The sequence below is a fragment of the Bacillus sp. JZ34 genome (genome assembly GCF_053903205.1).
Window position 1 is genome coordinate 3,155,297 of the sequence record NZ_CP096403.1, and the last position, 14,692, is coordinate 3,169,988.

A 14,692-nucleotide genomic window follows, 5' to 3' on the forward strand; every position below is an offset into this window, starting at 1 on the left:
TTCAACTTTTAAATGATCCATTATTTTCTACTCTTCCTTTGACTTTCGATTTAGACTTCATAGATTGTATCTTTTCGAAATCTGTCTGTGGTCATATCTGAAAAAAGGAGGAATTTTGGCTTTTTATCCTCCTTATGAACAACACGGATTGTCTTATTTTGTTATGCGTGTCCCCGCTTTTCCATCTAGCGCAGCTACCGCTTGATCCAATGAACAAATCATTGCCTCTTTACCTGACTTTGCAAATTCTATAGCCGCTTGGATCTTTGGCAGCATACTGCCAGCAGGAAATTGCCCTTCTGCCACATATTGTTCAGCTTCTTCTACTGTAATTCGGCTTAGTTTTTGCTCATTTTCTTTGCCAAAATTGATAAATACATTTGGTACGTCTGTCAACATCATGAAAACGTCAGCATTTACTTGTTGTGCAAGCTTTAATCCTGAACGATCTTTGTCTATAACTGCTTCAAGACCGTGTAATAGACCGCTCTCATCACGATATACAGGTATACCGCCGCCGCCAGAGGAGATAACAATCGTTTCATCAATTAAACGCCGAATCTCTTCTATTCCATGGATCACTTTCGGTTCCGGGGAAGGCACAACTCGTCTGTAGCCTCGCCCTGCATCTTCTGACATCGTAAACCCTTTCTCTTCTAATTGCTTCGCCTCTTCCTCTGAATAAAATACTCCTATTGGTTTCGTTGGTTTTTCAAATGCTTTGTCATCCTTGTCCACTTCGACCATGGTTAGAAATGTAGCTACATTCGCAGCAATGCCCCGTTCTTTCATATGGTTTTTCAAAGCTTTTTCCAGCATATAACCAATGAATCCCTGTGATTCTGCATTACAAGCATAGATTGGCAGTGGTTCAACGACATTTTTGGCAGCTTCGTTTTGAGCAATAATATTCCCCACTTGCGGACCATTGCCATGTGTAATCACAATTTTATGTCCTGCTTCTTTGATTTCAATCATATGACGTGTTGCAGAGATTACATTTTTGAGTTGATTGGCATAAGTTGCTTCTTGTTTTGGCTGTAAAATTGCATTACCTCCTAGTGCCAGTACTACTCTTTTCCCCATTTCTTTCACTCCTTTGTTAAAGCCATATAAATTCCGTATAAAGTATCCATCCCAGAAGAAGAACCTACTTTTATAAGGCTTTTCATACTTTTCAAAGATGGATCATGTTGTAATCTTGTAATTTTCGAACTAAATAAACCTTCTATAGCACAAGTTAAAAAGCGCGTGCTAACAAGGGTTGTTAAGGGTTTTCTAATGAGATTCCCCAATGTTTCGAGGTGGTTTTGTGCGATAAAAGAGTTGATGAAATGTCCATATAATATACCGACCAGTATATCGTCACCTGTTGGGGTTAAACCTTGGCCTCGTCCGATAAAGTAACGAAACTCCTCTTCTAAATTTTCAGTTGGATCGTGTAATTTATTTATCAAGTCCGACACATGAACTGATTCAAAATCAGTAGATTCATACGATTTAAATGAAATCTGTTTCATGTTTTCTTTTAACTTATTGATGTTTGCATGTTTAAAATCCGTATATAACGGAAGTATTTTCGCATTAAAATTGAGTTTAAAGCAGTTGTGGGAAAGATGGTTATTGCGAACGTGTAATGAATCTCCCACCTCAAGACCTGCTTTTAATGTTTGCTTCGTTTGTGAACCAAGCAAAATTCCAAATGGAAAGGTCCCATTTTCATTTGTGCCGATAAATATCAATTCATCATTCTGATCAACAATATTTATACCTTTTTCAAAAATGCTGTGCACAGTAAATGTTTTTCCCTCAATTAATAGCTGAAGTGCGATTGAACCAATCGCACTTGCCTGTAAAATCATTCTTGAAAACCCAGTTTTTCAGCATATGCTGTGATTGCTTTCTCAAAACATTCGATTGGAGGATGAACTGTACCAGCACCAATTTGCCCATATCCGGCAATTTTATGTGCAATGCCTGTGTTGATTACCGGCGTGATGCCTGTTTCAACAACTTTACGTGCATCAATACCTAAACACGCACCTTTGAAGTCCCACGTCGGAATCACAAAGTTCGGATTTTCTCCAACACAGATCTCAGCCATTTGATTGCTTGTTTCAAGCGCATCATTAAATCCGCCTGTTCCAACAAAACGTGTTACTGCAGGGGCAGCAATCATTGCTACACCGCCAACACCGATTGTTTCTGTAATCGCTGAATCTCCGATATCTGTGTTTGCATCTTCCGCTGAGTAGCCGGTAAAATATAACCCTTGTGGTGTATGAACAGGTGCTGTAAACCACTCATCTCCCATACCTGCAATACGGATGCCAAAGTTTTCACCGTTTCGGCACATTGCGGTAACGACTGTACCATGTTTGATTGTACGCGCTGCATCCATCATTGCTTTTCCTGTCGCCATGGCAATGTTTAAGAAAAATTGGTCTGTATCAGCTAAAAATTGGATCACTTCTGTTCTTTGTTCGTTTTCAACATCATCTAATGCTGCAATTACTGGAGCAACTTCTTTTAAAAACACCAATGACGCTGCAATATTGCGCTGGTGAAATTCATCCCCCATTGCTATAGCTTTAGCCATCAATACATTAACGTTTAAGCCTCCATCAATTTTTCTTAATGCCTTACTTAACACCGGACCCAACACATCTTTCATCCAGTGCAGGCGATTGATTACCTGCTCATGATAAGCACCGAAGCGTAATACTGCACCGATGCCTTCGTTCATTTGACAGTACGCCTCGTTGCCGCTCTCTTTGTTCACCACAACAAGAACCGGCATATTAGGTGATGTAATGCCTCCCATTGGTCCAACTGCATTCACATGATGACATGGAATAAATGTAATCTTATTGTTTTCAAGTAGTTCACGCGCTCCCTCTTCATCTTCTGCCCATCCTTCAAAAAGAATCGCTCCAACACAAGAGCCTTGCATAGGATCTGTCATATTTTCATATTTAATTGGAGGCCCGGCATGTAATAACACGTAATCTTCTAATTCAGGAATCACAGACTTGGCAGGTACAACATCCGTTAAGAATGGTTCAGCTGCTATGATCTTCTGGATAACAGCTTCGTTCGCTTCATTTATTGTTTTGTACCCCATTAGATTGTCTCTCCTTCATAGTAGTTTAGAAATTGAAGTACTTTCATTAACTTTTCATCACCGCCAGCAATTGGACGCCAGTTAAATTGAACACACTCTGATCCGCTGTTCTGAACAGCTGCTGTAAAACTTTTCAGCCCAATATTGATGACACTTGGCTTCTTGTTAATTAAGGACACAATTTTTTCGTCTACTGTTAAGTCTTCTTGGGTATGTTCAAATTTTTGTATATCAAGGACTGGCTGTTCCACTTTTCCTCGTGCCAGTTTAATCGCGGTACGAACCATTTGGTCGTTTGTCTCACAAATGATTGCACCACTTTCTTTTAAGGTTTCAATTTGCTTTTCATAACCTTGAGGATCTTTAGTTGTACCTACAACTGTTACAAGAACTGCAAGTTCGCGGCCTCCCTGATGTGCATTGGCTAACATACGTTTAATGGCTGGTGCTAATTCACTTGCCATATCATCATGACTGCCATAGCCAATAACGTTATCAATCATGATGACTGCTGTTTCAGGGTCGTTTCCCGATGTTTCAAGCATTTCGATACGCTTTTCAGGATCAATCATCGGGTGCGGCTTCCCTTGGGTATACATATCATCGCCTAAGTCAATAATTTCATGATGTTTTGTTTTTAGGATATAGGCTTCTTTCTTCTCTTCAAGTACTTCCTCTTTAAATGCCTCTTTCAATAACATAGCTGCTTCAGATGCCAAAGTACCACCTGAGTAATAACCTTTAATACCAACTTGTGAATCTTTTAACGACACATTTACATCTTCAGCCAATGTCGGTTTAAAATTCGGTTTGTCACCATTGGATAATTGAACAGATACAACCGCTGCTTCTTCAAGTGTATACGCATGATAAATATTTTCTTCCTGATAAGTTGGTTGATCTCCTAAAAATAACGTAACAACCGGTTTTTCAATATTTCTTAATACGTTTAATACTTTTTGCTGCACTTCCTCTGCAGGCGGTTTGGAAATTACTGTAATCACTTTTACTTTTGGATCTTGGTTCAATGCTTTGATACTATCTAAAACCGTGATAGCACCAACCTCTGTCGATAAATCCCGACCACCTGTACCAATTGCGTTTGTTACACCTTTACCATAACGGTCAATGATGCTTGTCACTTCCTGAATTCCTGTACCTGATGCACCCACAACGCCAATATCTCCTTCATTCACGATATTTGTAAATGCAAGTGGCACACCATGGATAATTCCGGTCCCGCAGTCTGGTCCCATTACTAATAATCCTTTTTCATGCGCCTTTTGTTTCAACTTAACCTCATCTTCTTTAGATACATTGTCGCTGAATACAAATACATGTAACCCCTCATTCAATGCATTTTCCGCTTCCATTGCTGCATACTGACCAGGAATGGAGATCAATGCCAAATTAGGGTTGTTCGCAAGTTCCATTGCGCGCTTCCAGTTATGTGCTTCTTGGCCTTTAGATGCGTCTTGTGAAGCGGCATCACCTTTTAAAGCTGCTTCTACTTCTTCTTTCACTGCCGCTACTTTTTCTTCTTGATTTGTATCTATAACGATAACAATGTCATTTGGATTTGCTTTTTCCAATTCATCTGTGCCTAAACCCGAAGATTTAAAAATATCTTTGTTAGCTGGTGTTCCCATCATGATCGATACTTTGTTTACACCATCTATTGCAGATAACTTGTTTGATAAAAGCATTAACACGATAGAATCTTGATAGGTGTTTTCTTTTATAATTGTGTATAACATAATGATCCTCCATTTTGTTATTCTGCAAATCTATTCTTTCCATGATAGCGATTGTAATGAACATCGCCTGAAACGAGGTAGTTATAAATATCGTCTACAATTTCAATTCCTTCTTTATCATATTTGGCACTTCTTAATTTACCGCGCTCACCCGGATAATAAATTTCTCCATAGCCTTCAGCTGCCGGTTGTGCTTTTAATTCATCGAGCATCGTCGAAATCTGTTGTTTAAAAGCAGTTAAATCTGTGAAGTATGCGGGATTGATAACAATATGAATTTGCCCTAAATCGCGGCCTTTTGTCAGATCTTGATACATGGAGGATACATGTACGCCATGAGGTACTCCAAGAAGACTGCCCGATAAAATATCCACCATCATCATCAATCCATAACCTTTTGGACCAGCAATTGGCACAAGTGCATGAACATCTCTTGCATTCGTTGTTGGTGCACCGGCTGCATCTACTGCCCATGTTTCCGGGATCGATTCATTTTTACTTCTGGCATCCAATACTTTTCCCCATGCCTGAACAGTTGTCGCCATATCAAATGTGATTATGCGTTCATCAGCCGATGGTACACTATAAGCAATCGGATTGGTGCCAAAGTATGGTTCTGTTCCTCCAAACGGTACGACCATTGGATCTGATTGGCACATACTTAAAGCAACCATGTCCTGTTCTGCTGCCATTTCAACAAAGTAACCCAATGCACCACTATGCGAAATATTCTTCATGCCTACAACAGCCACACCTGAATTTTTTGCCATTTCGATTGCTTTTTCCATCGCTTGTTTTGCTGCTTGGTGACCTGGACCATTATCTCCGCTAAAGACAGCGGATGCAGGTCCTGTTTGTTCAAATGTGTAGTTTGGGTTTGCTGTAATACCGCCTTTTGCGATTCGTTCGGCATAGTATTCCACACGTACTGCTCCATGGGAATGGATCCCTCTATGATCGGCGAATGTCAATACATCTGAAACATCGTGTGCGGCTCCTTCATTTAATCCAGCTTTGATTAGCTTCTGTTTGATTAAATGAAACAGCTCCTGTTTAGATACTCGCATCTGATTCTCCCCCTTCCATTACATGATTAGTAAATGTTGTCTGACTCTAAATAATCTAAAATTTCCTTTGTAACTGGGATACCTGTTTTTTTATACTGTTTCATCACATCTATTTGAATTTCACCGGGATAATACACTTTGTCAAATCCTTCAGCAGGCGGGTTATCATGTAATTCTTCAACCATTTGAGATATTTTTTCCAGGAATTGCTCCTTCCCGCCAAAGTATTCAGGATTGATCACGAGATGAAGCTGCCCTAAGCGACGGTACTCTGATAAATCTTTATACATGGAAGTGACATGCTTGCCAAATGGCAAGCCGAGTAAACTCCCCGATAAAATATCCACCATCATCATTAACCCGTATCCTTTAGGCCCAGCCATTGGTAATAATGCATTTACCTTAAACGGGTCTGTTGTTGGTGCTCCATTTTTATCCACTGCCCATGAGTCTGGAATAGACTTGTTTTTACTTCTTGCATCTAAGATTTTCCCCCAGGCTTGTACCGTTGTTGCCATATCAAACAGTATTGGACTGCCATCTTTTCGAGGCGCACTAAAAGCAATTGGGTTGGTGCCAAAGTACGGTTCGGTACCGCCAAATGGCACAACCATGGGATCAGATTGACATACTGTTAATGCCACCATACCTTCTAATGCTGCTTGACGTGCATAATAACCAATCGCACCACTGTGTCCCATTTCTTTTACACCGACAACACCGATACCTGATGTTTTTGCTAATTCGATTGCCTTTTTCATTGCTTGATAACTCACATAATGTCCTAACGCATTATCTCCATGGTAAATCCCTGATGCTGGACCCGTTTTTACGAAGCTTAAGTCGGGGTTCAGGTTATATCCACCCTTTAATGTACGTTCGGAGTAGTATTGCATTCTCACTGCACCATGTGAGTGAACACCTCGTTCATCTGCAAAGATGAGTAAGTCAGCTGTTTTATCCGCATGTTCTTCAGGTAAGCCTGCTTTCACTAATTTATCTTTCATTAGCTGCCGGAGACGATTACTTTCTACATACACTAATGGTTCACTCATTAAAATTGCCCCTCTTTATAGATTAATATCTCTATTCGCATCCTTTGAATAAATATACGAGAATGGTTCATCTAAACCAATTGCATAGGTTGCTTGCGGCGTATAAGCTCCCATAAAAATATAGTCACCTTTGTCAACTGGCATCCACTCGTTGTCTAAGTTGTAAACACCTCGTCCACTTAATATATAAGCACCATGTTCTTGAACGTGCGTTTCAATGTAACCATGCGAAGCACCCGGCTTAAATGAAAGAATATGAATGTTCATGTCATATGCGATTTCTTTTGGCAGTAAATCTTGAATTAATACTTCTTTCATCCCTTCATAGGGTTCTTGTTTGATGTTATTCACATTACCTGTAACAATTTCTGGCGTATGTCCTTTAAGCGGCTGATAACGCTTTTTGTATAAAAACAAACGGCTGTCCTCACCATTATTATGATTATCAAACGTCAATTGTAAGTGTGGAGGTACATATAAGAATCCGCCTTTTGCCAATTCGTATTTTTTACCATCCACAAAAGCGTTGATTTTACCATATTCAACGTACACAAATGATTGGATACCATCACCGGCAAAACCGGTTTTGTTTCCGCCCTTGTTTTTAACTGTTACCAAATAATCTACAAACCTTGCACCTAAACGCGGGGATCCTAAAATGGTTACATCACAATCTTCAAAGCCAGGTACAACATTATTAACCAAGCCATCGGGTGTAATTACCGCATAATTATCCTTTTTTATTACTGAACGTGTTTCTAATAAACCTTCTCTGTATCCTTGATTATGATTTAAGTAACTCATGAGTATCTGGCTCCTTTTCATTATTATTCCTTATAAGCTAGTTCAAACAATACATCTTTCAATACTTCAATCCCCTTCACAAGGTCTTCTATCTTCGTTTCTTCATTGGTATTGTGGCTGATTCCGCCAATAGAAGGTACAAACAACATTGCTGTAGGGACAAAATCCGCAAAAATTTGTGCATCATGACCTGCACCAGATGGCATCAATTTATAGCTGTCCCCCACATTATCCTTAGCTGCTTGTTCAATTATTTGAATGATTTCTTTATCCATCAATGACGGTGCTTCATCCATCCATAAATTAATGTCATAAGCCATGCTGTTTGCTTCTGCCACCGCTTTAACTTTATCTTCAATTTCTCTCGCAAAATCATTTAATAGTTGTTGATCAATATGACGACAGTCTATCGAAAAGGTAATTTCTCCAGGGACGACATTTACCGTGTTTGGAACAGGAGTGACATGTCCAAACGTTAATACAAGAGGCTCCCCAATTTCTCTAGCTCGTTTCGTTAAGTCTGTTACAATCTCACTATATGCAACAACTGTATCTCTTCGTAATGACATCGGTGTTGTGCCAGCGTGGTTTGCTTCACCTTTCAAGTTAACTGAGTAACGTTTTTGACCGACAATCCCAGTTACAACACCAATCGCTTTATTTTCCGTCTCTAATACTTTCCCTTGTTCAATATGTACTTCAATAAATGCTTTAATATCGTCACGAACATCATCTGTTTTACGGTAATCAAAACCGGATTCATGCATAGCATCTTCGAATTTAATTCCTTCAGCATCTTCTATTGTGTCAACATCCTCTTTTTTGGCTAGGTTAAAAAAGTTTTTACTTCCCCAAAATGTATATGGAAATCGGCTTCCTTCTTCTTCTGCGAGCGATAATACTTCTATTGTTCGTAATGGTTGACCATATTTTTCTTTTAAATATTTCACAGCAACCAGTGCAGATAAGATACCGAATTGTCCATCTAGATGACCGCCTTCAACAACTGTGTCGATATGTGATCCTGTTAAAATAGTTTCTTCAGAATATTTACTTCCAACAAGACGACCAGATAAGTTCCCAACATCATCAAAGCTTACTTCTAAACCTTCTTCCTTGAATGTTGCTTCCAGTTCGCGAACTGCATCAATCCATTCAGGAGAGTATAACAGCCGCGTAATTCCCCCTTTTTCTAAACCGCCAAATCTTGTGAATTTCTTATCCAACGTTTCAAAGGTTGATTGAATATCCATTCTTTTTCTCCCCCTTTCTTTTATTTACTTTCATCATAGAGCCCTATTTACAACCATTCATTGACATAACCAACAATAATGGAAAAACATTTTATGCACTTTTAACAAAGACACCTTTTAATCAATTTACGGTATCTAAATAATGGGCTAATGCCAGATATAAAAAGAAACTGTTGGCTTTCGATTACATAAAAAAATACGCTTTATAACAAATCAAATTTGCATTGAATGTCTCCTAAAGAAAATCACAGATCGCTCGCTTCAAAAGAGCGAAACTTCTCTTTTACCAATCAAATAAATAAGGTGCAAATAAAAAAACGACCCTATAAATCAATAAAAAACATTGATTTATAGGGTCATTTATCTATTTCATAAATGATATGCCAAGAGTCAGGATACATATTGATTAACAACTGCTGCTGTAATAGCGAAAGATTGTGATGAAGTCAACTTTGCCATGCTCACTTCAGCTGTATTAGCTGCCATAAGAAATGCTGATGACACACTGAATTTGCGAGTGTAACACAATCTCAGGTCCCCTCACATCTTCCTATGCCTCAAATTCCTGACGGGCTAGCTATTCCGTCACTCAAGGAATAAATCTTCCTACTTTTTCATTTGAAATCCCTTTTTCTTTATCATAGATTTCGACACCACGAAGGATTGTTTTCACTACCTGAGCACCAATTTTGCGGCCAATATACGGACTAATTTTGTGTCGATATGCTAGGTCCTCAGCTTTTAATTCATAAGGTGCATCTTTCTTAATAAATACAAAATCCGCATCTTTCCCTACTGCAATACTGCCTTTTGACGTTAGATTAAAACGTTTCGCAGGGTTTGTAGCAATAATGTCTGCAAATTTGGATAATGACATATTACGTTTTTGCACCCCCTCATCAAATAATATGTCAACATTATTTTGTATACCTGCGATACCCCCCCAAGCTTCAAATGCATTATCCGTAGCTTTTAAGTCTGGGGTACATGGTGAATGGTCTGATGTTACGAATGAAATATCTCCGTTTAATACCCGATTCCACATGCCTTCTAAGCGTGATTGTTCACGAATTGGCGGAGAACATTTTGCAACTGGTCCGATATGATCCAGTTCTTCTTTATAGAAATATAAATAGTGTGTACATGTTTCGCATGTAATATCGACCCCTTCCTGTTGTGCTTTGACAATTTCATCTACGCCCTCTTCACAAGCTATATGAACGATGTGTACACGACATCCCGTTTCTTTCGCAAATAGAATTATTTTTCTAATCGGTTCTACTTCAGTAAATACGGGTCGAGAATCTACATAAGCACGTAAGGAGGTTTCACCATTTTTAGATGCTATTTCCCCTAACTTGTCCGTAATTGCAGCATTTTCAGCGTGTATAGATAATATTTTGCCTGTCTTCGCAATTTGTTTCATACCTTCGTAAAGGGAATAGTCATCCACATTCATGAAATCTCCTTCTATAGAACGGTCACCACATGTTGCTAAAAAACATTTATATGCAACAACACCATTGTTATCTAACTCTTGAATACCCCCATCCAAGTTAAATGGTACTAAACCGCCGTAACTCGCAACGTCTACAGATAATTTTCCTTTCCCAGCTTTAAATTTTACTTGAATAGATTCCTCATCTACCGTTGCTGGCACTTGATTTAATGGCATTTCGATGATCGTCGTGACACCGCCTTTTGCAGCGGCACGTGTTCCTGTGTCATAGCCTTCCCATTCATCACGATAGCCGCCGCCCGGCTCTGTGATATGAACATGTGCATCAACCATACCCGGAGATACAATCGATCCTTTTGCATCGATAATTTTTGCACTTGTACCCAAATCCTGACCGATTGCTGCGATTTTGCCATCTTTAATCCCTACTTCGACTTCTTGTTCACCATTTTCCAGAATGACTAATCCATTTTTGATAATTGAATCAAAATTCATTAAAATCATCCTCCTCTTTTAATGGTTGGATATAAAATACTGCCTTTCGCAACCGCCAGCATGAGTCCCCCGGATAGCCAAAATACCAAAAAATGCAAATCATTAGATTTAAGATAGCACTTATTTAATGTTTCACCGATAGCAAAGTTAATGATCAAGAATAATAAATGGCAGCCCCGCCCCACTATCAATGAAAATGGGACGCCATATTTTGAACCTGTGTATCCGTTCGCAACAAGTCATAAGGCTATCCGACAAGTGATATCGTTGCTTGAAATGGTGATGTAAAACATCACCAACAGCTATATAATCCGGAATATTATGCACTAGTCCCACCCCCAACGTTAAAAAAAGTAAATGAGGATGAAATTCTTTGTTCAAGTGATCTTCGGCATGATATCTTTGTTATAATCACACTTTTCAAAAAACGAAGAATCATGTTCAAGCATTAATGATTCTCCTTTAATATTTTTAACTAAAGGATTATACGTATAATTACCTTCAAAAACAGTGTACGATCAGATTGAAAAGTTATCCTTGTAACATCTGACATATTTCATTTTTATTTTATCTTTTTCTAACAAAGATAAGGAGGCAGCCTTTATGACAACATTAAAAGAAATATTATCTGTACTACAATTTTCAGATTTAACATTGCTAAATGAGCAGGGCGATTTGGAACGAGTGGTAGAAATGGTTGATATTACAGAAACGCCTGATATTAAAAATTTTACAACGCCGCACTCACTTATCGTCACAACAGGAATGAGCTATCAGGATGATCAATCCGGACTAATCAGTCTTATTAGTGAGTTAAATGATATACAAGTTGCTGGTCTAGGTATCAAGCTATCCCGATTTTTAAAAAAATTAGATGATGAGGTTATTGCATTTGCAAACAAATTAAAATTCCCAATTATTGAAATTCCGGAAAGTTGGAATTTAGGATCCATTACTCATCATATATCGTCATTTATCCTGGATGAAGAAACAGAAAAATTACACTTCGCATTAGATATCCAACAAGAGTTAAATGCTATGCTTATGCAAGGGTTAAGCCTGAACATGATGATTGAACGTTTAAGTAGACTTATAAAGGTTCCTGTCATGCTGCTAAATTCTTTTCATCAAGTTGAGTCAGCGAGTCATCACTTTCATCAACACTCAGAACATGTTCAAAAAAACCTCAATTATTTCCGAAGATATTTAAATTCAGAGCAAATCGAACCAAATCACAATGGTGTTTTCCAGGAAGAATATGCTATATTTAAGGTTCCTGCATTTAAATATTTTCCGTATTATCTAATGATTTCAAATGTTAATTTGCTCAACTATCCGTTTAGTTTATTAACAATAGAACAAGCAGTTAACACACTTAGTCTCGCAATTTACAAAAATAGCAAAATTAAAGAAGCAGAGCAGCAGGATACGAACCATTTTTTTACATCTCTGATGTCCGAACATCCTGATAACCTTGTATCACTAACACAACACACCGACCTTTTAAAAAAATATCACATTCAACCCTCTAAATTCTACCAAGTGATGATTTGCGGGATAGACAAAGAAAAGAATGTAGAAAATAGCGCCTACTTAAATGAGCGATATCAGATGACTTTTGAGTGGTTAACGCATAAGTTTACTGGGATTGACCCTTCCATTAGTATATATATGTCTCAGGGTGAACGCAGATTTACGATACTTTTACAAAGAAGACATCATTATTATTTGGAATACTGCAGATATATCCAAAAAGAGTATCAGCTATTTTTTAATAGCTCCCTTTCATTTGGCATTGGTAATGAGGTCTCCGAGCTTTCACAATTACCACTGTCTTTTTTCGAAGCGAATGAGGCTTATGATAATAAATATGAACAAGGCGAAATAGAATTTGTAGAGCCCTATAAATCTAAAAGCGTAGAAGAATTATTACAACTCATTCCAACGAATAAATTAAAACCATTTATCATTTATACACTCGGTCCATTAGCTTATCCCCAAACAACGAAGGAAAAAGAACTAAGGTTTACGTTAAATGTCTATATGGCAAACCAATGTGATCTTACAAAGACCTCAGAGGATATTTTCATTCACCGTAATACTGTGAAATATCGTATTAAAAAATGCGAAGAAATATTAGGTCAATCTGTAGAATCTCCTGATACATCCCTGAGCATTCGATTAGCATTATTTGCTTCAGAGAAAATATCGTTGTAAATCAAAAGTAGAACCACCGGAAGTTTTCTTTTCTATTTATTTAGTTAGCTACTGTTTTATTCTGTCTTAACATAACCACAAGGAAAAATAGCAACGCTGCTGCTGCGAGAAGGATGGTTGCAATATAGAATGCTAATACTTGCGAGCCGGTTACATCACCAATATAACCAGTAAGTGTTGGTGCAATAACAGATGAGCTCATTCCAAAGAAGTTAAAGAGAGTTAATGCTCTGGCCACTCTATCTCCTGATACGGAATCAGATACATAGGTTATTAAAACTGGATCAATCGCAAGTTTACCTAATAAGCCATATAAAATTAATGCAATATACAGCACTGCAGGATTTGGTGCAAATACTGTCAAACTAATTGTGATTGCCGCAGCAATTAATAGAAATAAAATTAAACGCAGACGCAAATGTGCATGTTTGTCTATGTATTTAGTAAATATCAAAGCACCAGGCACTGCAGTGACTGCAACTAGTGCAGCTACATATCCTACTGAGCCTTGAGCAAATCCTTTTTCTGCTACAAGGAAGGATGGCAGCCAAGTGACAATCATATAATAGCCATAGCATGTTGCAAAATACACAAAATATACAACTAATTGTCTTGGAGAAAATAAGCTTTCATTTAGAATCTCTGTGCTTTGTACGGCGTCTTTCTTCTCTTCAGCCACTTCCTTGTCTGATGTTTTATCTTGTTTAATAAACAACACAAACACAAATGTTACAGCTACGATAACGATAGCTGTTATAAAAAGCATATAATTCCATTGAATTTCAAAACCGCCTACTAAAACCGATGATCCGATTAGTCCAATTACCATTCCTAATGCTGATCCGCTATTTATTATCGCATTGGAAAAGCTTTTTTTATCTTTTGGCGTATGTTTGGCTGATAAGGAAAAGGCTGCACCGTAATATGAACCAGTCGAAATACCAGCCAATAACGAACCAATGTATACTTGCATGATAGTTGAACTTGTGCCAATTACAAATGCAGCCAGCGCAAAGACGATAAATGCAGGAATTAACACCTTTTTCTGTCCAAATTTATCGACAAGTGCTCCTGACGGAATTTGCATACCCGTATAGGCAAAGAAATAAATAGAAGCAACCAACCCCATTTGTGTATCACTAATATGTCCTAATGATTCTTGAATCTGTGGATATATTGGCGTAAGGATTGTACGATAAATCCAAATAGCTACCCACCCTAAACACAATGCAATAATGATCTTTTTGTAATAATCGGGGTCATGTTTCTTTGTTTTTTCCACGGTATGACACGCTCCCTTTTTATTATTTAATTAAATTGTAGGTTATAAGCCAGTCAATAACATTGTTCACTTTCAACAAAAACAAAAGTAACATTATACATTTTAGACAAAAGGCATCTGCTTAAAAATATCAATGAAAGATTCATCGATAGAAGCTAGTCCTATTTTTCCCAGCTCTC

Annotated in this window: 11 protein-coding genes; 1 reads left to right on the forward strand and 10 read right to left on the reverse strand. The window is 38.0% G+C overall.

The annotated features are described in order from the left end of the window. Positions 1-153: 153 nt before the first annotated feature. The 9 genes from arcC to allB all read right to left on the reverse strand — a co-directional run bounded on the left by arcC (position 154) and on the right by allB (position 11,014). On the reverse strand, positions 154-1,086 hold the full coding sequence (arcC, locus tag M1D90_RS16000) for a carbamate kinase (protein WP_020450847.1): 933 nt from the start codon (positions 1,084-1,086) through the stop codon (positions 154-156). Between the two features lie 5 nt (positions 1,087-1,091). After that, positions 1,092-1,862, reverse strand: a complete 771-nt coding sequence (locus tag M1D90_RS16005) for a DUF2877 domain-containing protein (RefSeq protein WP_075212922.1) — start codon at positions 1,860-1,862, stop codon at positions 1,092-1,094. Further along, positions 1,859-3,124, reverse strand: a complete 1,266-nt coding sequence (locus M1D90_RS16010; protein ID WP_035339038.1) for a YlbE family protein — start codon at positions 3,122-3,124, stop codon at positions 1,859-1,861. The genes M1D90_RS16005 and M1D90_RS16010 overlap by 4 nt, the downstream gene beginning before the upstream one ends. Further along, positions 3,124-4,881, reverse strand: a complete 1,758-nt coding sequence (locus tag M1D90_RS16015; protein WP_075212923.1) for an acyl-CoA synthetase FdrA — start codon at positions 4,879-4,881, stop codon at positions 3,124-3,126. The genes M1D90_RS16010 and M1D90_RS16015 overlap by 1 nt, the downstream gene beginning before the upstream one ends. Positions 4,882-4,898: 17 nt before the next feature. After that, a complete protein-coding gene (allD, locus tag M1D90_RS16020; RefSeq protein ID WP_020450843.1) occupies positions 4,899-5,948 on the reverse strand; it encodes an ureidoglycolate dehydrogenase in 1,050 nt (349 codons plus the stop codon). Positions 5,949-5,974: 26 nt separating this feature from the next. Beyond that, entirely contained in the window at positions 5,975-7,003 is a 1,029-nt protein-coding gene (gene allD, locus M1D90_RS16025; RefSeq protein WP_020450842.1) for an ureidoglycolate dehydrogenase, read from the reverse strand. 15 nt (positions 7,004-7,018) lie between these two features. Beyond that, entirely contained in the window at positions 7,019-7,807 is a 789-nt protein-coding gene (gene allE, locus M1D90_RS16030; RefSeq protein WP_456282872.1) for a (S)-ureidoglycine aminohydrolase, read from the reverse strand. 23 nt (positions 7,808-7,830) lie between these two features. Next, positions 7,831-9,060, reverse strand: a complete 1,230-nt coding sequence (gene allC, locus M1D90_RS16035) for an allantoate deiminase (protein ID WP_020450840.1) — start codon at positions 9,058-9,060, stop codon at positions 7,831-7,833. Positions 9,061-9,649: 589 nt separating this feature from the next. Beyond that, a complete protein-coding gene (gene allB, locus M1D90_RS16040; protein ID WP_105979092.1) occupies positions 9,650-11,014 on the reverse strand; it encodes an allantoinase AllB in 1,365 nt (454 codons plus the stop codon). Positions 11,015-11,617: 603 nt separating this feature from the next. Between allB and M1D90_RS16045 the strand changes: the two genes are divergently transcribed. After that, positions 11,618-13,231: a PucR family transcriptional regulator gene (locus M1D90_RS16045; RefSeq protein WP_020450835.1), complete on the forward strand. Its 1,614-nt coding sequence runs from the start codon at positions 11,618-11,620 to the stop codon at positions 13,229-13,231. Positions 13,232-13,271: 40 nt separating this feature from the next. On the opposite strand, the gene M1D90_RS16050 is transcribed toward M1D90_RS16045, so the two are convergent. Further along, positions 13,272-14,513 (reverse strand): MFS transporter, encoded by a 1,242-nt coding sequence (locus M1D90_RS16050; RefSeq protein WP_020450834.1) that lies wholly within the window; start codon positions 14,511-14,513, stop codon positions 13,272-13,274. Positions 14,514-14,692 lie beyond the last annotated feature (179 nt).